This is a genomic window from Micromonospora sp. ATA51, assembly GCF_016802855.1.
Classification (GTDB): Bacteria; Actinomycetota; Actinomycetes; order Mycobacteriales; family Micromonosporaceae; genus Micromonospora; species Micromonospora sicca.
This window is the reverse complement of sequence record NZ_JAEVHJ010000090.1, coordinates 1-21,865: the sequence shown is the minus strand read 5'-3', so window position 1 is coordinate 21,865 and position 21,865 is coordinate 1. Positions and strand designations below refer to the sequence as shown.

Sequence of the window (21,865 nt, the reverse complement as noted above, 5' to 3'; positions counted from 1 at the left end):
CGGCGCCCGGCTGGCCATCGCCTCCGACGTGCCGGTCGGCTAGGGCTCTCCTCCTCGGCGGCGGTCGAGGCGGCGACGCTCGCCGCCCTGGTCGACCTGGGCGGGCTGGACCTGGCCGCCGACCGGCGGCCCCGGCTCGCCCAGCGCGCCGAGAACGACTACGTCGGCGCGCCCACCGGGATCATGGACCAGTCCGCGGTGATCCGCTGCCGCGCGGGGCACGCGCTCTTCCTGGACTGCCGCACCGAGTCCGTCGAACACATCCCGTTCGACCTGGACGCCGCCGGGCTGGCCGTGCTGGTGATCGACAGCCGCGCCCCGCACCGGCACGCCGACGGCGAGTACGCCGCCCGCCGGAAGTCCTGCGAGCGGGCCGCCGAACTGCTCGGGGTGCGCGCGCTGCGGGACGTCTCCCCCGCCGACCTGGACGCCGCGCTGACCCGGCTCGACGACGAGGAGATGCGCCGCCGGGTGCGCCACGTGGTGACCGAGGACCAGCGGGTGCTCGACACCGTGGCGCTGCTGCGCGCTGGCCGGATCCGCGACATCGGACCGCTGCTGACCGCCTCGCACGCCTCGATGCGGGACGATTTCGAGATCACTGTGCCGGAGATCGACACCGCCGTCGAGGCGGCCCTGGCCACCGGGGCGTACGGGGCGCGGATGACCGGCGGCGGCTTCGGCGGCTGTGTCCTCGCCCTGGTCGAGGCGTCCTCCGCCGACGCCGTGGCGCGGGCCGTCGTCGAGGCGTACGCCGAGCGGGGCTTCGCCGCCCCCGGCACGGTGACCGTCGCCCCCACCGCGGGCGCCGCCCGCCTCGACTGACCAGCCCGATAAACGATCAAGAGGTTTGCGTCGGGAATCCCGCGGGACCCGACGCAAACCTCTTGATCGACAGGGCTGGGTGGGGCCTCAGCCGGCCTCGACGATCATGCCGGCGCCGACCGTGCGGTTGGTGGACTCGTCGATGATGACGAAGCCGCCCGTCGTGCGGTTGCGGCGGTACTCGTCCGCCAGCAGCGGCACCGTCGTCCGCAGCCGGACCCGGCCGATCTCGTTCAGCTTCAGCTCGGCCGCCGACTCGTCCCGGTGCAGCGAGTTGATGTCCAGCCGGTAGTGCAGCCCCCGCACGATCGCCCGCGCCGAACGGGTGGTGTGCTTGATCGCGTACCTGCCGCCGACCTGGAGCGGGCGGCTCTCGTCCATCCAGCAGATCATCGCCTCGATGTCCTGCGCGACCGTCGGGGCGTTGTGCGGCCGGCAGATCATGTCGCCACGGGAGATGTCGATCTCGTCGGTCAGCCGGACGGTCACCGACATCGGCGGGAACGCCTCGTCCACCGGGCCGTCGGCCGTCTCCACGGAGGCGATCCGGCTGGTGAAGCCGGACGGCAGCACCATCACCTCGTCACCCGGCTTCAGCACGCCGGAGGCCACCTGACCGGCGTAACCCCGGTAGTCGGTGACGGTGGTGGACTGCGGCCGGATCACGTACTGCACCGGGAACCGCACGTCGACCAGGTTGCGATCGCTGGCGATGTGCACCCGCTCCAGGTGGTGCAGCAGCGACGGCCCGTCGTACCAGGGCATGTTCTCCGAGCGGCTGACGATGTTGTCGCCGCGCAACGCGGAGATCGGCACCACGGTCAGGTCCGGCGCGTCGAGCTTCGCGGCGAACGCGGTGAACTCGTCGGCGATCCGCTCGAACACCTCCTGCGACCAGTCGACCAGGTCCATCTTGTTGACGCAGAGGACCAGGTGCGGCACCCGCAGCAGCGAGCAGAGGAACGCGTGCCGGCGGGACTGCTCCACCAGGCCCTTGCGGGCGTCCACCAGGATCAGCGCCAGGTCGGCGGTCGAGGCGCCGGTGACCATGTTCCGGGTGTACTGGATGTGCCCCGGGGTGTCGGCGATGATGAACTTCCGCCGCGGGGTGGCGAAGTAGCGGTACGCCACGTCGATGGTGATGCCCTGCTCCCGCTCGGCCCGCAGGCCGTCGGTGAGCAGCGCCAGGTTGGTGTACTCGTCGCCCCGGGCCGCGCTGACCGCCTCCACCGCGGCGAGCTGGTCGGTGAAGAGCGACTTGGTGTCGTACAGCAGCCGCCCGATCAGGGTCGACTTGCCGTCGTCGACGCTGCCCGCGGTGGCGAACCGCAACAGGTCCATCGGCCGCCCCTCGGGCAGCCCGGTGTCGGCGGCCGGAGCCGCGGTGTCGACGCTCATCAGAAGTAGCCCTCCCGCTTGCGGTCCTCCATGGCGGCCTCGCTGACCCGGTCGTCGCCGCGGGTCGCGCCGCGCTCGGTGATCCGGGTGGCGGCCACCTCCTCGATGACCCGCTCCACCGTGTCGGCGTCCGAGCGGACGGCCGCGGTGCAGGAGGCGTCACCCACCGTGCGGTAGCGCACCTGCGCCTTGAACCGCTCCTCGCCCGCCCGGGGGCGGAAGAACTCGTTGACCGCGTACAGCATGCCGTCCCGGTCGATCACCTCGCGCTCGTGCGCGTAGTAGATCGACGGCAGCGGGATCCGCTCCCGGGCGATGTAGTGCCAGACGTCCAGCTCGGTCCAGTTGGAGAGCGGGAAGACCCGGATCGACTCGCCCGGGTGGTGCCGGCCGTTGTAGAGCGACCACAGCTCGGGCCGCTGGTTCTTCGGGTCCCACTGGCCGAACTCGTCGCGGAAGCTGAACACCCGCTCCTTCGCCCGGGCCTTCTCCTCGTCCCGGCGGGCGCCGCCGAAGAGCGCGTCGAAGCGGTGCTTCTCCACCGCCTCCAGCAGCACCGGGGTCTGGATGCGGTTGCGGGTGCCGTCCGCCGCCTCGCGGACCATCCCATTGGCCAGGGCCTCGGGCACGCTGGCCACGATCAGTTGCAGGCCCAGCTCGGCGACCCGCTGGTCGCGGTACTCCAGGACCTCGGGGAAGTTGTGCCCGGTGTCGACGTGCATCACCGGGAAGGGAATGTTGGCCGGGGCGAAGGCCTTCTGGGCCAACCGGAGCATCACGATCGAGTCCTTGCCACCGGAGAAGAGCAGCACCGGGCGCTCCATCTCCGCGACCACCTCGCGCATCACGAAGATGCTCTCGGCCTCGAGCGCGTCCAGGTGCGAGACCTGGTACGCGGCGGGGGCGGTCATGACACGGCCTCGATTCGCTCGGATCCGCTCATGGGGATTCCAGACCTTTCCGGTCGGACACGTGAGGAAGAACGACAGGTTACCCGGAATGCCGCTGCAGCGCTGCAAGCAACCGGCTGGCGAGATCCTTGCGACAGACCAGCAGGTCGGGCAGACGCGGGTCGGCCTCGTTGTATTTCAGCGCAGAACCGTCGATCCGGGAAGCATGCAGTCCGGTGGCCGTCGCCACAGCGACCGGAGCAGCCGAATCCCACTCGTACTGACCGCCGGCGTGGATGTACGCGTCGACCTCACCGGTGACCACAGCGGCGATCTTCGCGCCCGCCGAGCCCATCGGCACCAGATGCGCGCCGACGTCTTCTGCCAGATCGGTCAGGAAAACCGGCGGACGGCTACGACTGGCCGCCAACCGGATGGTCCGCGTGCCGGCCGAGGTCGCCGCCTCCAACGTCATCGGCGGGTACGCCGGCGGGTAGTCGGTGCCCAGCACCCGGTGCTGTGCCGGCAGCCCCACCGCGCCCGCGATCAGGCCGTGCGGGGTCGGCGCCCGGCGCGCCCAGAGCGCCACGTGCACCGCCCAGTCCGAGCGCCCCTCCTCGGCGAACTCCCGGGTGCCGTCCAGCGGGTCGATGATCCAGACCCGGTCGGCGTTCAGCCGGGACACCGCATCGGTGCTCACCTCGGCCGCCCAGGCCAGCCGGGAGCCCTCGTCCTCCTCGGAGAGCACCGCGTCCGCCGGACGCCACTTCGCCAGCTCGGTACGGATCAGGTCGTGCGAGACCTTGTCCCCCGCCGACTTCAACGCCCCCGCGTCCGCGAAACCCAGCTCCGCGCGCAGGTTGACCAGCGCCTGCCCGGCCCGCGCCGCCAACCAGCGGGCGAACGCGCCGTCGATCATCGGAGGACTGCCCATGTACCGCTCCCGTCGCCCCGCCGCGACCCGCGGTCGTCGGCCTCCGCCACGCCAGAAGGCGCAGACTACCGGCCCGGACCGCCCGGACCGCGTACGCCCCGCCCAGGTCAGCCGCCGTGGTAGAGGTTCTGCGTCGGCTCCACCCCGCGGGTGACCACCGACTCCACCACGTCCGCCGCCCGGTCGACCAGGAACTCCAACTCCTTGCGCTCGACCGCGGAGAAGTCCGACAGCACGTAGTCGGCCGGGTCCTGCCGCCCCGGCGGCCGGCCGATGCCGAACCGCACCCGGACGTACTCCTTCGTGCCCAGCGACTTCGACATCGACCGCAGCCCGTTGTGCCCGCCCTCGCCACCGTCGCACTTCACCCGCACCTGCCCGTACGGGATGTCCAGCTCGTCGTGCACGGCGATCACCCGGTCCGGCGGGATCTTGTGGAACTGGGCCAGCGCGGTGACCGGGCCACCGGAGAGGTTCATGTACGTCAGCGGCTTCACCAGCACCAGCTTCGGCCCACCGAAGCCGAGCCGCCCCTCGGCGACCTCCGCCACCGCGCGCTTGTGCCGGCCGAACCTGCCACCCACCCGGCCGGCGAGCAGCTCGGCCACCATGAAGCCGACGTTGTGCCGGTTACCCGCGTACTCCCGACCGGGGTTGCCCAGGCCGACCACCAGCCACGGCCCCGTCTCGTCCGTCACGCCACGCCCCTCCCGCGCCGCCGCCACCCGGCGCCGTCCCGATACGCCGACAGGCGCCCCCGAAACCCGGGAGCGCCTGTCGCACAGCTTGCGGACCGATCAGGCCTCGGTCTTCGCCTCGGCCGGGGCCGCCTCGCCCTCGGCGGCCGGCGTCTCGGCACCCTCGGCGGCGGTGGTCTCCTCGCCGACCTCGGCCTCGGCCTCCTCGGCGGCCTCCTCGACCTCGGGGAGGGTCGCCTCGAGCTGCTCGGCGGTCGGCGCGGCGGTCACCGTGGCGACCGGCATCTCCGGGTCGGTGGCCAGCTCGACGCCGGCCGGCAGCTCGACGTCCGCGGCGGTGACCTGGACGCCCGGCACGGCGCCCTCGATCGAGGCCTCCAGGTGGTCCGGCACCCTGGTGGCGTCGGCGGTCACCGAGAGGGTGTCGTGGTCGTGCACGATCAGGGTGTCCCTCGCGGCCTCACCGGTCAGCTGGACCGGGACCTCGACGGTGACCTTCTCGCCGCGGCGGACCAGCAGCAGGTCGACGTGCTCGAAGGTGTCCTTGATCGGGTCACGCTGGATCGCCTTCGGCAGCGCCAGCACCTGGGTGCCGTCGCTCACCTCGATCGCGAAGAGCTGGTTGGCGCCACCCTTGCGGATGGCGGCGGCGAACTCACGCGCCGGCAGCGCGATGTGCTTGGGCTTCTCGCCGTGGCCGTACAGCACGGCGGGCACCTTGCCGGCCCGGCGGGTACGACGGGCACCACCCTTGCCGAACTCGGTGCGGGGCTCGGCGCTGATCTTTACCTCGGACACGGGGAAACTCCTGATGCTTCGCTGCGGCGGCTTGTCGTCTGGCGGTGCTGGGCGAGGGGCTCGCTGGGGCTCATGCGTCATGAACGACTGCCCGGAGCACCGCGTCGATGACGGCGCCTCCGTGCGGTGCTTTTCAGCGACCCGCCGGGCACCCTCGCCGTGGCAACCGCACCAGTCTACCCGAGGGAATTCCGAGCCTTCCGGCAGTCCCCATGTCCCCGTTGCCGTCGACCCGAGGGCCGACGGGAACGGCACCGCGACACGCCGCTCGCCGCGGCGCGGAAGATCAGCTCAGGCCACCGAAGAGGGTGGTCACCGAACCGTCGTCGAAGACCTCCCGGATCGCCCGGGCCAGCAGCGGCGCGATCGACAGCACGGTGAGCTTGTCGAGCTGCTTCTCCGGCGTGATCGGCAGGGTGTTCGTCACCACGACCTCGCTGATCGGGCTGTTCTTCAGCCGCTCGGTCGCCGGGTCGGAGAGCAGCGCGTGGGTGGCCGCGACGACGATCTCGGCCGCGCCGGAGTCCTTGAGGATGTCGGCGGCCCTGCTGATCGTGCCACCCGTGTCGATCATGTCGTCGACGATCAGGCAGACCCGGCCCTCGACCTCACCGACCACCCGGTTCGCCACCACCTGGTTGGGCTTCAGCGGGTCGCGGGTCTTGTGGATGAACGCGAGCGGGCAACCGCCCAGCCGGTCGGTCCAACGCTCCGCCACCCGCACCCGGCCCGAATCCGGCGCCACCACGGTCATCGGCCGGCCCGCGTACTTGCGCTCGACGTACTCGGCGAGCACGTCCATCGCGAACAGGTGGTCCACCGGGCCGTCGAAGAAGCCCTGGATCTGCGCGGTGTGCAGGTCGACCGTGAGGATCCGGTTCGCCCCGGCGGTCTTGAGCAGGTCGGCCACCAGGCGGGCCGAGATCGGCTCCCGGCCGCGGTGCTTCTTGTCCTGCCGCGAGTACGGGTAGAACGGCAGCACCACGGTGATCCGCTTGGCCGAACCGCGCTTCAGCGCGTCGATCATGATCAGGGTCTCCATGACCCAGGTGTTGACCCCGTGCGTCACGGACTGCACCACGAAGGCGTCCGAACCACGTACCGAGTCCTTGAACCGGACGAAGATCTCGCCGTTGGCGAAGTCGTAGGCGTCGGAGGGGGTCGGCGCCACGCCGAGCACCTCACCGATCTCCTTGGCCAACTCCGGAAAGCCGCGTCCGGAGAAGAGCATCAGGCTCTTGCGGTTTTCGGCGACGATGCTGCCCATGGGCCCGTCTGCTCCCGTTTGTCGGTGTTTCCCGGCGGCGGTGGAGCCGGGGACTATTCGGTTGCAGTATCCCCCGCGTTCAGCGGTCCTCCCACGGTCTCCGCACTCCCGTGGATTGGCTCACCTTCACTTGCGGCGGCGGCCCCGCCCGACGCACCCTCGCGGGCCCGCTGGGCGGCCTCGGCGGCCGGCGTACCGGCCCGCTTGCGCAGCACCCAACCCTCGACGTTGCGCTGCTGGCCCCGGGCCACCGCCATCGCGCCCGGCGGCACGTCCGCGATGATCACCGAGCCGGCCGCCGTGTACGCCCCGTCGCCCACCTCGACCGGCGCGACGAACATGTTGTCCGCTCCGGTACGGGCGTGGCTGCCGATGGTGGTGTGGTGCTTCCTCACCCCGTCGTAGTTGACGAAGACCGTCGCCGCGCCGATGTTGCTGTGCTCGCCGATGGTGGCGTCGCCGACGTACGACAGGTGCGGCACCTTGGAGCCCTCGCCGATCGTGGCCTTCTTCGTCTCCACGAACGTGCCCACCTTGGCCTTGCGGGCCAGCCGCGACTCCGGCCGCAGGTACGCGTACGGCCCGACGGTGGCCTGCGGGCCGACCTCGGCGCCCACCGCGTGGCTGCGCAGCACGGTCGCGCCCTCGCCCACGGTGGTGTCGATCAGCGTCACGTCCGGCCCGACCACCGCGCCGGCACCGACCGCCGTCGCTCCCTGGAGCTGGGTGTTCTGGTCGAGCACCGCGTCCCGCTCGACGGTCACCGTCACGTCGATCCAGGTGGTGTGCGGGTCGAGGATGCTCACCCCGCTGCGCATCCAGCCCTCGTTGACCCGGTCCCGGAGCAGCCGGCGCAGCGCGGCCAGCTCCACCCGGTCGTTGCAGCCCAGCGTCTCCACGTGGTCCGCGGCGCAGTACACCGCCACCGGCTCACCGCCGTCGCGGAGCAGGCCGAAGACGTCGGTCAGGTACTCCTCGCCCTGGTCGTTGTCGGTGGAGAGCTTGCCCAGCGCGTCGCGCAGCCGCGCCACGTCGAAGGCGTAGATGCCGGCGTTGATCTCCCGCAGCGCCCGCTGTTCCGGGGTCGCGTCGCGCTCCTCGACGATCTGCGCCAGCCGGCCGTCGGCGTCCCGCACGATCCGGCCCAGGCCGGTCGGGTCGGGCACCTCGGCGGCGAGCACGGTCGCCGCGGCGCCCGCGCCCTCGTGCGCCTCGACGAGAGCGGGGACGGTCTCCGGCCGCAGCAGCGGCACGTCCCCGTTGATCACCACGACGGTGCCGGCGGCGTCCGGCACCGCGTCCAGCGCGATCCGCACGGCGTGCCCGGTGCCGAGCTGCTGCGCCTGGAGCACCGGGGTGGCCTCCGGGGCGATTTCGGCCAGGTGGGCGCGGACCTGGTCGGCGCCGTGCCCGACCACCACCACGGTGCGGTCCGCGCGCAGCGGCGCGGCCGCGGCCAGCACGTGGCCCAGGAGGGTACGACCGAGCAGCGGGTGCAGCACCTTGGGCAGGGACGACTTCATCCGCTTGCCCTCACCGGCGGCGAGCACGACAACGGTGCGGAGGTGGGGCTCGGGCACGACGTGGCTCCCGTCGGGACGGCGACAGTCTCGCGGCCATGCTAACCACGCGGCCCGGCAGGTTTTACCGTTACCCCACCTGAGCAGGATCTGGACGTAATGGAGAAGCTCGGCCGCCAGGATTCGAACCTGAAACTCAAGAACCAAAATCTTGGGTGTTGCCAATTACACCACGGCCGACTGCAACGCCCGATAGCTTAGCGCCTGCCGCAGGCCGCCACGAGAGTCACTCCGGGGCACCGGCCGGCTTGCTGAGGCCGTCCATCACGCCCTCGATCCAGAGATGCAGCTCTCGGGCTTTCGGCACCCGCACGACCAGGCACCCTCGGTAGTTGTCCCCGATGTTGAGACGCGTCGTCTGCGGCTTGTGCCTCTTGAGCGTCGGGCGCTGCAGGCACTCCATGCCGATCCCCAGCTTGCCCGCCCACCATCTCCCGGCCGCTTCGGCGTCGGCGTTCTCATGGATGCTCACCCGGTATCGGAGATCGGTGCGGGATCGCCCGTTCGCCTCGATGAACCTGATGAACGGCTCCACCAGGCGGATGTCGCTGTTGGTGAAGATCAAGTCGTACCGCTGGTTCTCAGGCTTGCTCTCGGTGCCCTCACACCAGTAGAGCGCAGCACCGATCAGGAGGATCTCCCGCAGGTCTGCGCTGCCCGCCCAGGCAGCGGCCCGCTGACGTGCCTCCGATTCCCTCAGCAGTCGCTGCTCCCGCCGGTCATCATTCTTGGTTCTGCGAAGGGCGGCCGCGTCGACGCGGCGCTTTCGGACACGTTCCGAATCCAGATCGAGCGGCAGGTGCTTCACCCACTGGTACGCGGTCGACTTGCTCACCCCCAGCCGGGCCGCGATGTCGTTCACCGACCAACCTTCAGCCCGGAATGCCATTGCCTCGGCGCGCAACTCGTCCTTGGCCCGGGGGCGGCGGGTCCACTCTGGCAGCGGAACGCCGCGCAGCAGCGCGTACACCCGGTCCCGGCCGACGCCGAGGCGGGCCTGGATGTCACGGACGGACAGCTGCTCGACGACGCGCAGCCGGCGCGCCTCGGCGGCGAGAGGATCGGTCACGACGCGCAGGTTAGAACGGGCGTACGACAGTCACTCCATCCACGATCGACGCTCTCCGGTGTGATCTAGGAACCCCGCGGTTACGGTGACGTAGGCGTGACCCGTACCGCTGGGAGGTGCAATGTCGACCACCTTCACCGACCCGAACGCCACCGGTCCGAAGCCGCTGACCCAGGGCCACCAGTCCCGGGGCATCCTGGTCGCCCTCTGGGCCTTCGTGGTCGTCCCGTTCCTCGCCCTGCTCGCCGCCGTGCCGGTCGCCTGGGGCGGCTGGCTTAGCTGGACCGACATCGCCGTGGCCGGCTTCTGGTACGTGCTGTCCGGGCTCGGCATCACCGTCGGCTACCACCGCTACTTCACCCACGGCTCCTTCAAGGCCAAACCGTGGCTGCGGGTGGCGTTGGCGGTCGCCGGCTCGTTCGCCGTGCAGGGCGAGATCATCCAGTGGGTGGCCGACCATCGCCGCCACCACGCCTTCTCCGACCTGGAGGGTGACCCGCACTCGCCGTGGCGGTTCGGGGAGAGCGTCGGCGGGCTGGCCAAGGGCCTGTTCCACGCCCACGTCGGCTGGCTGTTCAACCGGGAGCTCTCCAACCGGGAGCGGTTCGCCCCGGACCTGCTCGCGGACCCGGCGACCCGGCGGGTCGACCGGCTCTTCCCGCTGCTGGTGGTGGTCTCGCTGCTCGGTCCGGCGGCGATGGGCGGGCTGCTGACCTGGTCCTGGTCGGGCGCGCTCACCGCGCTCTTCTGGGGTGGGCTGGTCCGGATCGCGCTGCTGCACCACGTCACCTGGTCGATCAACTCGGTCTGCCACGTCTACGGCGAGCGCCCGTTCGCGGTACGGCAGGGCGACCGGGCGTCGAACTTCTGGCCGCTGGCAGTGCTGTCGTTCGGGGAGAGTTGGCACAACCTGCACCACGCCGAGCCGACCAGCGCCCGGCACGGGGTGCTGCGCGGTCAGCTCGACATGTCGGCGCGGGTGATCTGGCTGCTGGAGAAGACCGGCGCCGCCTGGGCGGTGCGCTGGCCGAAGCCGGAACGGATCACCGCCAAGCTGCTCGGGCTCGAGCGCGGCAGGGCGAAGCCGGTCCGGCCCGGACGTTCCACGGCCGGGTCGGGGCGGCCCGAGCGGTGAAACCGGTCGGTGGGTGGCGCACCCACCTGGCAGGATGGCCGGGTGATCGAGCTTCCACACCGCCGGCAGGTCCGGTACCGCCAGGGCGCGGGCCACCGGGCCGGCGGGGTGACGACGTGAGCACCAGATCCCACGGCAGGGCGTCACCGAGCGGGAGCGAGGTGACGAGATGACCGAGGTTCCCGGCAACAATGCCAGCGCCGCGCGGCGACGGGCCGTCCCGGCGGCGAAGTCCTCCTCCCGGGTACGGATGTCCGCGACGCAGCGCCGCGAGCAGTTGATCGCGATTGCCCGGCAGATCTTCGCCGAGCGGGGTTTCGACGCCACGTCGATCGAGGAGGTGGCCGCCCGGGCCAAGGTCTCCAAGCCGGTGGTGTACGAGCACTTCGGCGGCAAGGAGGGGCTGTACGCGGTGGTGGTGGACCGGGAGGTCCGCTCGCTGCTGGACCGGATCACGAACGCGTTGACCGCGGGGCACCCGCGGGAGCTGCTGGAGCAGGCGGCGTTGACGCTGCTGACCTACATCGAGGAGGAGACCAGCGGGTTCCGGGTGCTGGTCCGGGAGTCGCCGCTGATGTCGGCGACGGGCAACTTCAGCAGCGTGATGAACGACGTGGCGCACCAGGTGGAGCACATCCTGGGCGCGGAGTTCTCCAGCCGGGGGTACGACCCGAAGCTGGCGGAGCTCTACTCGCAGGCGCTGGTGGGCATGGTGGCGTTGACCGGCCGCTGGTGGCTGGAGGTGCGCAAGCCGCGCAAGGAGACGGTCGCCGCGCACCTGGTCAACCTGGCCTGGAACGGGTTGTCGCACCTGGAGGCCAAGCCGGGCCTGATCACGGTCCGCAAGCCGGGCTGATCAGGGGGCGGGGTCAGCGGGCACCGGCCTCGGAGATGGAGTGGTTGCGGCGGCGGCGCTCGGCCTCGGCGTGCTCCTCGGTGCCGACCTTGTCGTAGAGGCCGGTGGCCAGCAGGATCAGCCCGAACAGCAGCGACACGATGACGGTGGACATCGAGAAGTTGAGGAAGTTCGCCGAGGTCTGCAGCACGGCCATCATCAGGATGGCGGTGACGAGGAAGACCACCCCGGCGGTGAGGTTCATGTAGTGGCCGAGGTTGCCGCGGCGGGACGCCCCGATGATCAGGAAGATGCCGAAGATCACGGAGACCAGCGAGAACGCCAGGTTGGTGCGGAGTCCGAGGGCGTAGTTCGAGCTGCGGTCGAAGAGCGGGTCACCCCAGGTCTGGGCCACCCCGTACACGCCGAAGACCAGGATGTAGAGCCCGACGAGCCCGGAGAGGACCCGGTAGAGCGGCCGGGCGGGATGGTTCACCGGAAAGTGCGGCATGAGCTCCTCCAGCCATGTGACCGATTTCGCCACATTGTCACTTGACCGGGAGGGGCTTGTCCCCGAAAACGCCGAAGGCCCGGCAACCGGCCGGGCCTTCGAGCGCGGAAGTTCTAGAGGACGAGCCGGGCCTTCTCCCAGGCCTCCTTCTCCTCGTTGCTGCCGACCTTGCCGTACATGCCGACCATCAGCAGGACGAGGGAGAGGACGAGCGTCACGATCACGGTGGCGATGGAGAAGTTGAAGATGTTCGCGTCGGTCCGGATGACGGCCAGCTCGGCCAGGCCGAGGACCATCAGCACGTACGCCAGCCACTGGTTGATCGCCACGTCCAGGTTGCGGCCGATGACGGTGCCGGCCAGGATCACGATCCCGAGCAGGACGGCGAGCAGCGAGAAGCCGGTGTTGGTGCCCTGGCCGAGGACGGTGGTGTCGTTCCGGGCGAGGACGTCGTTGCCGGCGCTCGCGATGATGCCGAGCACGCCGAAGACCACGAAGTACAGACCAACGAGCCCGCCGATCGCCCGGTAGATCGGCCGCGCGGGGTGGTTGACGGGGGTGTGGGCCATGTCTGAGTCTCCAAGACCGTTCGGGTGAGGGGTCGGCGACGATTGTCCCGCACGGCCGGGAGTGACGCCGCACACCCCCCACCGGTACCGGGGTCAGCCGGCCGGCAGCTCCTCGGCGAGGGCGAGCCAGGCCTCCTCGGTGCGCTCCCGCTCGGCCCGCAGCTCCTTGAGCTGGGCGTCCAGCTCGGCGACCTTGGCGTAGTCGGTGGCGTTGGCGGCGAGCTGGTCGAGCAGAGCGGCCTCCTTCTGCTCGAGCTTGCCGACCTGCCGTTCCAGCCGGCTCAGCTCCTTCTTCGCCACCCGGACCTCGGCGGCGGACATGCCGTCTCGGGCCGGGCCGGCCGCGGCCGGGGTGAGGTCGGCGGGCGCCGGGCCGCCGCGGGCGGCGGACCGGGCCAGGTACTCGTCGACCCCGCCGGGCAGGTGCACCAGCCGTCCGTCGCCGAACATGCCGTAGACGGAGTCGGTGACCCGCTCGATCAGGTACCGGTCGTGGCTGGCCACGATGATCGTGCCGGGCCAGGAGTCGAGCAGGTCCTCCAGCGCGGCGAGGGTGTCGGTGTCCAGGTCGTTGGTGGGCTCGTCGAAGAGGAGCACGTTCGGCTCGCCGGCGAGCAGCCGCAGCATCTGCAGCCGCCGGCGTTCGCCGCCGGAGAGGTCGCTGACCGGGGTCCAGAGCCGCCGGTCGTCGAAGCCGAAGATCTCGGCGAGCTGGGCGGCGGAGATCTCCCGGTCGCCGAGCTGGACCCGGCGGGCGACCTCCTCGACGGCTTCGAGGACCCGCAGGTGTCCGGGGAGCTCGGCCAGTTCCTGGGAGAGGAAGGCCGGCTTGACGGTCGAGCCGGTGGCGAACCGGCCGCCGTCGGGGCGGGTCACCCCGGCCAGCAGCCGCAGCAGGGTCGTCTTGCCGGCGCCGTTGCGACCGAGGACGGCGATCCGGTCGCCGGGGCCGACCTGCCAGGTGGTGTCGTGCAGAATCTCCTTGGGGCCGGCGTGCAGGGTGACGTCTTCCAGGTCGTACACCTGCTTGCCGAGCCGGGCGGTGGCGAGCCGTTGCAGCGACATCGTGTCGCGCGCCTCCGGCACGTCGGCGATCAGCGCGTTGGCCGCGTCGATGCGGAACCGCGGCTTGGAGGTGCGGGCGGGCGGGCCGCGGCGCAGCCAGGCGATCTCCTTGCGGAGCAGGTTCTGCCGGCGGGCCTCGGTGGCGGCGGCGACCCGTTCGCGCTCGGCCCGGGCGAGGGTCCAGGCGGCGAAGCCACCCTCGTACGCCCGGACGGCCTGGTCGGCGACCTCCCAGGTGGTGGTGCAGACCGCGTCCAGGAACCACCGGTCGTGCGTGACCACGACGAGCGCGCCCTTGCGGCCGACCAGGTGCCTGGCCAGCCAGTCGACGCCGCCGACGTCGAGGTGGTTGGTGGGCTCGTCGAGGATCAGCAGGTCGGACTCGCGGACCAGCAGCGCGGCGAGGGCGACCCGGCGGCGCTCGCCGCCGGACATCGGGCCGACCGGCTGGTCGAGGCCGAGGTGGGGCATGCCGAGGCCGTCGAGGATGGCCCGGACGCCGGCGTCGCCGGCCCACTCGTGCTCGGCGCCCATGCTCTGGTCGAGCCAGGCGGTGCCGAGCACCACGTCCCGGACGGTGGCGTCGGGGGCCAGGGTGAGGCTCTGCGGCAGCCAGAGCACGCGCAGGTCGCGGCGGTGGGTGACCCGGCCGTCGTCGGATTCCTCCTGCTTGGTGAGCAGCCGCAGCAGGGTGGACTTGCCGGCGCCGTTGAGGCCGACCACGCCGATCCGGTCGGCGTCGTCGAGGCCGAGCGAGACGTCGGTGAGCAGCGGCCCGGCGGCGCCGTACCCCTTGGACACCCGGTCCAGGTTGACGATGTTGGCCACGACCTCACCTACCTCCCATGATCAAGGCGTCCCGGTGCCGGGGTGGCACCTGGGACGCCTGCGACGTTTCAGGGTACGCGGGCACCTGGCCGTCCGGCCGGGCGCCGGGCCCTCCGGGGGGTCAACCGGCCCGGGCGCCCGCTTGTTCCGTCCCCGCGGCAGCGTGCGGTGCTGGCGGCGCGCCCGGCCCCTTGATCGCGGGGCCGGGGGGCTCGGCTCAGACGATGCGTGCTCCGGCCACCGGGCCGTGCGCGACCCGGGCCTCCCGGCACACCTCGGCGGCCTCCAGCTCGGCGGCGATCCGGCCGGCGTGGGCCTCGTCGGCGGCGAGGAAGACGCAGGTCGGACCGGAGCCGGAGACGATGCCGGCGAGCGCCCCGGCCGCCTCCCCCGCCTTCAGGGTGTCGGCCAGCGCCGGGCGCATGCTCAGCGCGGCGTCCTGCAGGTCGTTGCCGAGGGCGGCGGCGAGCACCCGCGGGTCGCGCTGGCGCAGCGCGCCGAGCAGCCCGTCGGTGCTGCCCAGCGGCTCGCCCGCGGTGCCGGCGTCGCGGAGCCGGTCCAGCTCCCGGTAGGCGGCGGGGGTGGAGAGGCCGCCGTCGGCGACCGCCACCACCCAGTGCCAGGAGGTGGGGCGGGCCAGCACCGGGCTGACCGCCTCGCCCCGGCCGGTGCCGAGCGCGGTGCCGCCGTGGATCAGGAAGGGCACGTCGGAGCCGAGGTCGGCGGCGATGCCGGCCAGCTCGTCGCGGGACAGCCCGGTGCCCCAGAGGGCGTCGCAGGCGACCAGGGCGGCGGCCGCGTCGGCGCTACCGCCGGCCAGCCCGCCGGCCAGCGGGATCTGCTTGCGCAGGTGCAGCCGGGCGTGCGGCACGACGCCGGCGTACCCGGCGAGGGCATGGGCGGCCCGGATCACCAGGTTGGTGTCGTCCAGGGCCAGCTCGCCGGCCCCCTCACCCTCCATGGTCAGGGCGAGGGTGTCGCCCCGCCGCGCGGTCAGCTCGTCGTAGATCGAGATCGCGTGGTAGACGGTGTTCAGCTCGTGGTAGCCGTCGCGGCGCAGCGGACCGACCCCGAGGTGCAGGTTGACCTTGGCCGGCACCCGGACCTTGACCGGCCCGCTGGCCCCGCGCCGCCGCTGCTCGTCCTCGTCGTCCGGTCGCCAGGCCTCGGTCACGGGACGAGGTCCCGTCCGCGCAGGCGAGTCTCGAACGGCTTCTCCACGGTCAGCTCCTCGGCGGGGTCGGACAACGGCGCCAGCCTACTGCGCGGCGGGTACGGCGGTCGGGGCCGACGCGGCGATGGCGGCGAACTGCTCGACGGTCAGCGACTCCCCGCGGGCGCCGGGGTCGACACCGGCGGCGATGAGCGCGGCGGCGGCCCGGTCGGCCCCGCCGGCCCAGCCCGCGAGGGCCGCCCGCAGGGTCTTGCGGCGCTGCGCGAACGCCGCGTCCACCACGGCGAAGACCCGCGCCCGGGGTATGTCGGGGCGGGGCGGCTCGCGGCGGGTGAAGGCGACCAGGCCGGAGTCGACGTTCGGCACCGGCCAGAACACGTTCGGCGGGACCTTGCCGGCGGCCCGAGACCGGGCGTACCAGGCGAGCTTGACCGACGGGATGCCGTACACCTTGGAGCCGGGACCGGCGACGAGCCGGTCGGCGACCTCCTTCTGCACCATCACCAGGCCGTGCCGAAGGGTGGGCAGCTCGGCGAGGAGGTGCAGCACCACCGGCACCGCGACGTTGTACGGCAGGTTGGCCACCAGCGCGGTGGGCGCCGGTTCGGCCAGGTCGGCCGCACGGACGCGCAGCGCGTCGGCCTGGTGCACGGTGAGCCGGGCGGCGTCCGGGCCGGCGAACCGCTCGGCGGTCGCCGGCAGCGCGCCGGCCAGCGTCGGGTCGATCTCCACGGCGTGCACGTGCGCGGCGACCGGGAGCAGGGCCAGGGTGAGCGAGCCGAGGCCGGGGCCGACCTCCAGCGCCACGTCGTCCGGGGCGAGCCCAGCGGTGGTGACGATCCGGCGGACCGTGTTCGGGTCGTGCACGAAGTTCTGGCCGAGCTTCTTGGTGGGGGCGACGCCGAGGCGGGCGGCGAGTTCCCGGATCTCCGCCGGGCCGAGGAGACCGGTCATGCTCCGCAGCGTAGCGGCGGGTTCCGGCCCGCTCACCACGGGCCGAAGACGCGGTCGCCGGTCGCCGAGATCGCCGCGCAGAGCTCGTCGAGGTCCGCGCCGGTGGTCGCGGCGAGCGACCGGACCGTCAGCGGGATCAGGTACGACGCGTTGGGTCGTCCCCGGTGCGGCATCGGGGTCAGGTACGGCGCGTCGGTCTCCACCAGGATCTGGTCGAGCGGGGTGAGCGCGGCGGCCTCCCGCAGCGCCCCGGCGCTGCCGAAGGTGACCGTGCCGGCGAAGCTGAGCAGGTAGCCCCGGCGGACGCACTCGGCGGCGAACTCGGCGTCGCCGGAGAAGCAGTGCAGCACCACGGTGTCGGGACTGCCCTCGTCGTCGAGGATGCGCAGCACCTCGGCGTGCGCGTCCCGGTCGTGGATGACCAGCGCCTTGCCGTACCGCTTGGCGATGGCGATGTGCGCGCGGAAGCTCTCCTCCTGCGCCGACCGCCCCTCGTCGCCGGTGCGGTAGAAGTCCATCCCGGTCTCGCCGACGCCGCGGACCCGGTCCCGGGCCGCGAGGGCCTCGATCTGGCGCAGCGCCTCGTTCAGGTCGGCCAGGCGGGGCGCCTCGTTCGGGTGCAGCGCCACGGTGGCCAGCACGGCCGGGTACTTCTCGGCGACGTCGGCGCCCCAGGCGGACGAGTCCACGTCCACACCGACCTGGACCAGCCGGTCCACGCCGACGGCGGCGGCCACCTCGATCGCGGCGGCGACCGGGTCGTCGGCGGGTCCCCCGGGCACGCCGGCCTCGCTGACGGTGATGTCCAGGTGGGTGTGGCTGTCCAGCACGGGCCGGGGCAGCGCCTCCGGGGCGGGCGGGAACTCCCCGGCCCGGCGGGCCGCGCGCTGCTTACGGGATTCGGTCTGCTCGCTCATCGCGGCCAGCATCACACACCGACCGGCCGCCGCGTTTCCGGACCGCCACCGACTGTTCACGCGAACAACACCTGTCACGCTTAGCGTCCCGGTGGTGACCGTCACCCCCCAGGCCAGCGGTACCGCGTCGGAGCGGGCCGGGCTGCACGTGACGTACGACGGCCGCGTCCATCCGGCGGAGGAGATCGCCCGGGGCGCGGCGTACGAGCTGTTCAGCGCGGACGAGGCGCCCGGTTTCGAGTGGGCGCCCCGGCCCGGCGCCACCCACCCCTGGCGGAAGTTTGTCCACGTCACCGAGGTGACGGCGGTGCACGGGGGGACCGAGCCGACCGAGGAGGCGGACTCGCCGCTGCTGATGCCGGTGCACCGGGAGCGGGGCTGGGCGCAGGTGCACCAGCTCAGCCAGCAGCCGGCCGCGGCCGGCGACCCGGTGCTCGCGGCGGTCCGCGCCTCGGCGGTGATCCGGCCCGGCACCCGGATGGTCAAGGTGCTCTCCGCCCGCCAGCTCGGCGGGTACGTGCGGGGCTGGCTGCCGCACGGCTTCTGCTACCGGGAGCACGACGTCGCGCACCTGCGGACGCCGGCCGGGATGGCCGTGCTGCGGGGTGACGGCGAGGGCGGCCGGGACGGCACCGACGTGGCGTACGCGCTGCGCTGGCGGGCCGCCGGCCCGGAGGACTACGACGTGCCGGTCGGCGCGGCGCACCGGGGGCTGACCGCGCTGCCGCCCCGGGACCGGCTCGGGCCGCCGGTGCTGGGCACCGGGTTCGTGCCGAGCAACGCCCAGCTCATCCCGGAGTTCATCACCCGGGACTTCGCGGACCTGCCGATGCCGGCCAACGCCACCCTGCTCGCCTACCCTGCGGAGGGGGTGGAGGTGGTGCTCTACACCTATCAGGCGGAGCAGCGCGGCTGGCTGCGCATGGTCGGCCCGCAGTGGCGGCACCTGCTCGCCGCGGTGCCCGGCCTCTCCCCCGACCAGGAGTACGTACCGACCGGCGACGCCCCGCGCTCCACCCAGCTCGTCGGCGCCCATGCCGGGGGCGAGTACGAGGCGGTGTCCGACCAGCCCGGCGGGTTCCGGGTGCTGGCGATGACCCGGGCGGCCCGCTACCCGGTGGAGGCGGCGGCCCGCCGGCTGCGGCACGCGAGCTGGCGGGGGGTGCCCTGCCTGGTGCTCCGGGAGGAGGCGGGCTGGCTGCGGTTGCGGCTGTGCCGGCCGGATGCGGACCCGGTGGCGACGACCGGGGCACAGTGCCACGAACGGGGCGTCTACGAGACCTGGGGGCCGGGCGCGGAGGTGGCCGACGACCGGGTGGTGGACCTGCCGTACCCGGTGGCATAACGGAGGGCGGCCCGGGAATGCGCGGCACGTCCGAGACGCCGCGCATCAGGAGACGACCATGCCCTTCATCACCGTGGGGACGGAGAATTCCGCCCCCATCGACCTGTACTACGAGGACCATGGCTCCGGGCAGCCGGTGGTGCTGATCCACGGCTTCCCGTTCAGCGGGGCGACCTGGGAGAAGATGAGCGGTCCCCTGCTGGCTGCGGGCTACCGGGTGATCACGTACGACCGGCGGGGGTTCGGCGCCTCGGCCCAGCCGGCGATGGGCTACGACTACGACACCTTCACCGCCGACCTCGACGTGCTGATGACCGAGCTGGACCTGCGCAACGCGATCCTGGTCGGCCACTCCATGGGTACCGGTGAGGTGACCCGCTACCTGGGGGCGTACGGCTCGAACCGGGTGGACCGGGCGGTGCTGATGGCCCCGTTGGCGCCGTTCCTGCTGAAGACCGGGGACAATCCCGAGGGTGTCGAGAAGAGCCTGTTCGACGGTTTCCAGAAGGCGATCATCGCCGACCGGTTCGCCTTCCTGACCCAGTTCTGCGACACGTTCTTCAACTACAGCGAGAACAAGGGCAAGTGGGTGAGCGAGGAGGCGTACCGGGCGCACTGGCAGATCGGGGCGCACGCGTCGGCGAAGGGCACCCACGACTCGGTGGACGCCTGGCTGACCGACTTCCGGGGCGACCTGTCGAAGATCAACGTCCCGGTGCTGATCATCCAGGGCGACAAGGACAACGTGCTGCCGTACCCGAAGACCGGTCAGCGGTTGCAGAACATGCTGTCCGACGTCCGGCTGGTCACCCTGAAGGGGGCGCCGCACGGCACGCCGTGGACGCACCCGACGGAGGTCAACCAGGCGATCATGGAGTTCATCGGCGCGCCGCAGATGGCTCGCGCCTGACCCGCCACCGGCATGGCCGCGGCCCCCGGGTTTCTCGGGGCGCGGCGTGGTCGGTTCGGGCTCAGCCGGCGAGCCGGGCCAGCTCCTCGTCGACGATGGACGGGTCGAGCTTGCGGAAGACGGGCTTCGGCGGGGCGAGGTGCCGGCCCGCCTCCAGCGGTACCGACTCCCAGCGCGCGCCGATGGTGTAGTCGCCGGTCAGCACCGGATACGACGGCCCCCCGTCGAGGTCGTCGACCTGCTCGATCACCGGCATCGGGGCGTGCACGCCGGTGCCGCCGAGCAGTTCGTGGATCTGCTGCGCGGAGTGCGGCAGGAACGGGGTGAGCAGCGTGTTGGCGTCGCTGACCACCTGGAGGGCGACGTGCAGGATGGTGCCCATCCGCGGCTTGTCCGCCTCGCCCTTGAGCTTCCACGGGGCCTGCTCGGAGAGATACCGGTTCGCCTCGGCGACCACCTTCATCGCCTCGCCGATGGCCTGCTTCTGCCGGTGCTTGGCGATCAGGTCGCCGACGACGGCGAAGCCGGCCCGGGCGGTGGCGAGCAGCGCCTCGTCGGCCTCGGTGAGCCCGGCCGGGTCGATCGGCGGGATGGCGCCGAAGTTCTTCGCCGCCATCGAGACGGACCGGTTGACCAGGTTGCCCCAGCCGGCGACCAGCTCGTCGTTGTTGCGGCGGAGGAACTCGGCCCAGGTGAAGTCGGTGTCGTTGCTCTCCGGGCCGGCGACGGCGATGAAGTAGCGCAGCGCGTCGGCGTCGTACCGCTCGAGGAAGTCCCGGACGTAGATGACGACCTTGCGGGACGAGGAGAACTTCCGCCCCTCCATGGTGAGGAACTCGCTGGAGACCACCTCGGTGGGGAGGTTGAGCCGGCCGAGCTGGCCCGGCTCGCCGTCCCGGCTGCCCTCGCCGGAGTAGCCGCTGAGCAGCGCCGGCCAGATCACCGAGTGGAAGACGATGTTGTCCTTGCCCATGAAGTAGTAGGCCAGGGCGTCCTTGCCCTCCCCGTCGGTCGACCACCACTTCCGCCAGGCCTCCGGGTCGCCGGAGCGGCGGGCCCACTCGATGGAGGCGGACAGGTAGCCGATCACCGCGTCGAACCAGACGTAGATCCGTTTGTCGGTGCGGTCCCGCCAGCCGTCCAGCGGGATCGGCACGCCCCACTCCAGGTCGCGGGTGATGGCCCGGGGCTGGAGGTCGTCGAGCAGGTTCCGGGAGAAGCGCAGCACGTTGGGGCGCCAGCCCTCCCGGGTGTCCAGCCACTGCCGCAGCGCGTCGGCGAGGGCGGGCAGGTCCAGGAAGAAGTGCTCGGTCTCGACGAACTTCGGGGTCTCCCCGTTGATCTTCGACCTGGGGTTGATCAGGTCGATCGGGTCGAGCTGGTTGCCGCAGTTGTCGCACTGGTCGCCGCGGGCGCTGTCGTACCCGCAGATCGGGCAGGTGCCCTCGATGTACCGGTCGGGCAGGGTCCGGCCGGTGGACGGGGAGATCGCCCCCATGGTGGTCTTCGGGACGATGTAGCCGTTGCGGTACATCCCCTCGAACAGGTCCTGCACCACCGCGTAGTGGTTGCGGGTGGTGGTGCGGGTGAACAGGTCGTAGGACAGACCGAGGCCGTGCAGGTCCTCGACGATCACCCGGTTGTACCGGTCGGCCAGCTCGCGCGGGGTGACGCCCTCGGCGTCGGCCTGCACCTGGATCGGCGTGCCGTGCTCGTCGGTGCCGGAGACCATGAGCACGTCGTGACCGGCCATCCGCATGTACCGGGCGAAGACGTCGGAGGGAACGCCGAATCCGGATACGTGGCCGATGTGGCGCGGGCCGTTGGCGTAGGGCCAGGCGACCGCGGCGAGAACGTGACTCATGACCAGCAAGCCTAGTGACCGTCACGGGGTGGCGGCGAATCAATAGGGGCCCCGGGGTGGCGGCGGCCGGTCCGGGACGCCGACACCCCGTCCGATTTGTCGCCGACACGCGGCCTGAGCTGCCCGGTCGCCTCGCCGTACCAGTGTCAAATGAACGTCGTGACCAGCAGACCAGCGGCCCCGGAGCAGGACGGACCGTCCTCCGGGCCGGCGGCCGGCGACGAGCGGCGCCCGGCCGCGCCGGGTCCGTCGCCCCGCAGCCCCGGGCGGTCCCGGTCGAGCCGGCCGAGCCGACCGAG

Annotated in this window: 19 protein-coding genes, 1 tRNA gene and 1 pseudogene; 5 read left to right on the top strand and 16 right to left on the bottom strand. The window is 72.1% G+C overall.

Translation table 11 applies throughout. The features are described 5' to 3' along the window. Positions 1-825, top strand: a pseudogene (galK, locus tag JNW87_RS16235) (galactokinase); the annotation flags it as partial. A gap of 87 nt (positions 826-912) precedes the next feature. Here the strand turns inward: galK and cysN are convergent. From cysN to JNW87_RS16190, 9 genes are all read right to left on the bottom strand, one after another. Continuing rightward, complete coding sequence (cysN, locus tag JNW87_RS16230) at positions 913-2,223, bottom strand: sulfate adenylyltransferase subunit CysN (protein ID WP_109799925.1); 1,311 nt, start codon at positions 2,221-2,223, stop codon at positions 913-915. Then, positions 2,223-3,134, bottom strand: a complete 912-nt coding sequence (gene cysD / locus JNW87_RS16225) for a sulfate adenylyltransferase subunit CysD (RefSeq protein ID WP_109799926.1) — start codon at positions 3,132-3,134, stop codon at positions 2,223-2,225. The genes cysN and cysD overlap by 1 nt, the downstream gene beginning before the upstream one ends. Before the next feature lie 79 nt (positions 3,135-3,213). After that, positions 3,214-4,047, bottom strand: coding sequence for an inositol monophosphatase family protein (locus JNW87_RS16220; RefSeq protein ID WP_109799927.1), 834 nt, complete (start codon positions 4,045-4,047; stop codon positions 3,214-3,216). Positions 4,048-4,154: 107 nt separating this feature from the next. Then, complete coding sequence (pth, locus tag JNW87_RS16215) at positions 4,155-4,745, bottom strand: aminoacyl-tRNA hydrolase (RefSeq protein ID WP_109799928.1); 591 nt, start codon at positions 4,743-4,745, stop codon at positions 4,155-4,157. 99 nt (positions 4,746-4,844) lie between these two features. Further along, positions 4,845-5,543 (bottom strand): 50S ribosomal protein L25/general stress protein Ctc, encoded by a 699-nt coding sequence (locus JNW87_RS16210; RefSeq protein ID WP_109799929.1) that lies wholly within the window; start codon positions 5,541-5,543, stop codon positions 4,845-4,847. Positions 5,544-5,829: 286 nt separating this feature from the next. Further along, entirely contained in the window at positions 5,830-6,810 is a 981-nt protein-coding gene (locus JNW87_RS16205; RefSeq protein WP_109799930.1) for a ribose-phosphate diphosphokinase, read from the bottom strand. A 53-nt stretch (positions 6,811-6,863) separates the two neighbouring features. Then, positions 6,864-8,390: a bifunctional UDP-N-acetylglucosamine diphosphorylase/glucosamine-1-phosphate N-acetyltransferase GlmU gene (gene glmU / locus JNW87_RS16200; protein WP_109799931.1), complete on the bottom strand. Its 1,527-nt coding sequence runs from the start codon at positions 8,388-8,390 to the stop codon at positions 6,864-6,866. 108 nt (positions 8,391-8,498) lie between these two features. Beyond that, positions 8,499-8,570: transfer RNA gene (locus JNW87_RS16195), tRNA-Gln, on the bottom strand. A gap of 46 nt (positions 8,571-8,616) precedes the next feature. Then, positions 8,617-9,459, bottom strand: a complete 843-nt coding sequence (locus tag JNW87_RS16190; RefSeq protein ID WP_109799932.1) for a helix-turn-helix domain-containing protein — start codon at positions 9,457-9,459, stop codon at positions 8,617-8,619. A 121-nt stretch (positions 9,460-9,580) separates the two neighbouring features. On the opposite strand from JNW87_RS16190, the gene JNW87_RS16185 reads away from it, so the two are divergent. Together JNW87_RS16185 and JNW87_RS16180 are read left to right on the top strand one after the other, a co-directional pair. Further along, positions 9,581-10,594, top strand: a complete 1,014-nt coding sequence (locus JNW87_RS16185; RefSeq protein WP_238453953.1) for an acyl-CoA desaturase — start codon at positions 9,581-9,583, stop codon at positions 10,592-10,594. A 169-nt stretch (positions 10,595-10,763) separates the two neighbouring features. Beyond that, complete coding sequence (locus JNW87_RS16180) at positions 10,764-11,450, top strand: TetR/AcrR family transcriptional regulator (protein WP_109799933.1); 687 nt, start codon at positions 10,764-10,766, stop codon at positions 11,448-11,450. A 13-nt stretch (positions 11,451-11,463) separates the two neighbouring features. Here JNW87_RS16180 and JNW87_RS16175 read toward each other — a convergent pair whose 3' ends face one another. From JNW87_RS16175 to JNW87_RS16150, 6 genes are all read right to left on the bottom strand, one after another. Next, positions 11,464-11,940, bottom strand: a complete 477-nt coding sequence (locus tag JNW87_RS16175; protein WP_109799934.1) for a DUF4383 domain-containing protein — start codon at positions 11,938-11,940, stop codon at positions 11,464-11,466. 113 nt (positions 11,941-12,053) lie between these two features. Beyond that, the gene (locus JNW87_RS16170; protein WP_109799935.1) at positions 12,054-12,509 is read right to left on the bottom strand and encodes a DUF4383 domain-containing protein; all 456 of its coding nucleotides are present in this window, start codon (positions 12,507-12,509) and stop codon (positions 12,054-12,056) included. A 93-nt stretch (positions 12,510-12,602) separates the two neighbouring features. Beyond that, positions 12,603-14,402, bottom strand: a complete 1,800-nt coding sequence (locus JNW87_RS16165; protein WP_109799936.1) for an ABC-F family ATP-binding cassette domain-containing protein — start codon at positions 14,400-14,402, stop codon at positions 12,603-12,605. Between the two features lie 217 nt (positions 14,403-14,619). Further along, a complete protein-coding gene (locus tag JNW87_RS16160) occupies positions 14,620-15,576 on the bottom strand; it encodes a 4-(cytidine 5'-diphospho)-2-C-methyl-D-erythritol kinase (RefSeq protein WP_109799937.1) in 957 nt (318 codons plus the stop codon). A gap of 84 nt (positions 15,577-15,660) precedes the next feature. Beyond that, entirely contained in the window at positions 15,661-16,530 is an 870-nt protein-coding gene (gene rsmA / locus JNW87_RS16155; protein ID WP_109799938.1) for a 16S rRNA (adenine(1518)-N(6)/adenine(1519)-N(6))-dimethyltransferase RsmA, read from the bottom strand. Positions 16,531-16,562: 32 nt separating this feature from the next. Continuing rightward, complete coding sequence (locus JNW87_RS16150; protein ID WP_109799939.1) at positions 16,563-17,459, bottom strand: TatD family hydrolase; 897 nt, start codon at positions 17,457-17,459, stop codon at positions 16,563-16,565. Positions 17,460-17,541: 82 nt separating this feature from the next. Here JNW87_RS16150 and JNW87_RS16145 point away from each other — a divergent pair, with 82 nt between their 5' ends. After that, a complete protein-coding gene (locus JNW87_RS16145) occupies positions 17,542-18,792 on the top strand; it encodes a hypothetical protein (RefSeq protein ID WP_109799954.1) in 1,251 nt (416 codons plus the stop codon). 58 nt (positions 18,793-18,850) lie between these two features. Beyond that, on the top strand, positions 18,851-19,702 hold the full coding sequence (locus JNW87_RS16140) for an alpha/beta fold hydrolase (RefSeq protein ID WP_109799940.1): 852 nt from the start codon (positions 18,851-18,853) through the stop codon (positions 19,700-19,702). Positions 19,703-19,763: 61 nt separating this feature from the next. Here JNW87_RS16140 and metG read toward each other — a convergent pair whose 3' ends face one another. Beyond that, positions 19,764-21,566, bottom strand: coding sequence for a methionine--tRNA ligase (gene metG, locus JNW87_RS16135; RefSeq protein ID WP_109799955.1), 1,803 nt, complete (start codon positions 21,564-21,566; stop codon positions 19,764-19,766). Between the last annotated feature and the right edge of the window lie 299 nt (positions 21,567-21,865).

Excerpts from the sequence above, each read along its gene's own strand:
- JNW87_RS16185 (WP_238453953.1), top strand. The coding sequence starts at position 9,581 with ATGTCGACCACCTTCACCGACCCGAACGCCACCGGTCCGAAGCCGCTG.
- JNW87_RS16180 (WP_109799933.1), top strand. The coding sequence starts at position 10,764 with ATGACCGAGGTTCCCGGCAACAATGCCAGCGCCGCGCGGCGACGGGCC.
- JNW87_RS16175 (WP_109799934.1), bottom strand. The coding sequence starts at position 11,940 with ATGCCGCACTTTCCGGTGAACCATCCCGCCCGGCCGCTCTACCGGGTC.
- cysD (WP_109799926.1), bottom strand. The coding sequence starts at position 3,134 with ATGACCGCCCCCGCCGCGTACCAGGTCTCGCACCTGGACGCGCTCGAG.
- JNW87_RS16150 (WP_109799939.1), bottom strand. The coding sequence starts at position 17,459 with ATGCTGGCCGCGATGAGCGAGCAGACCGAATCCCGTAAGCAGCGCGCG.
- cysN (WP_109799925.1), bottom strand. The coding sequence starts at position 2,223 with ATGAGCGTCGACACCGCGGCTCCGGCCGCCGACACCGGGCTGCCCGAG.
- JNW87_RS16170 (WP_109799935.1), bottom strand. The coding sequence starts at position 12,509 with ATGGCCCACACCCCCGTCAACCACCCCGCGCGGCCGATCTACCGGGCG.
- rsmA (WP_109799938.1), bottom strand. The coding sequence starts at position 16,530 with ATGACCGGTCTCCTCGGCCCGGCGGAGATCCGGGAACTCGCCGCCCGC.
- metG (WP_109799955.1), bottom strand. The coding sequence starts at position 21,566 with ATGAGTCACGTTCTCGCCGCGGTCGCCTGGCCCTACGCCAACGGCCCG.
- JNW87_RS16140 (WP_109799940.1), top strand. The coding sequence starts at position 18,851 with ATGCCCTTCATCACCGTGGGGACGGAGAATTCCGCCCCCATCGACCTG.
- JNW87_RS16205 (WP_109799930.1), bottom strand. The coding sequence starts at position 6,810 with ATGGGCAGCATCGTCGCCGAAAACCGCAAGAGCCTGATGCTCTTCTCC.
- JNW87_RS16220 (WP_109799927.1), bottom strand. The coding sequence starts at position 4,047 with ATGGGCAGTCCTCCGATGATCGACGGCGCGTTCGCCCGCTGGTTGGCG.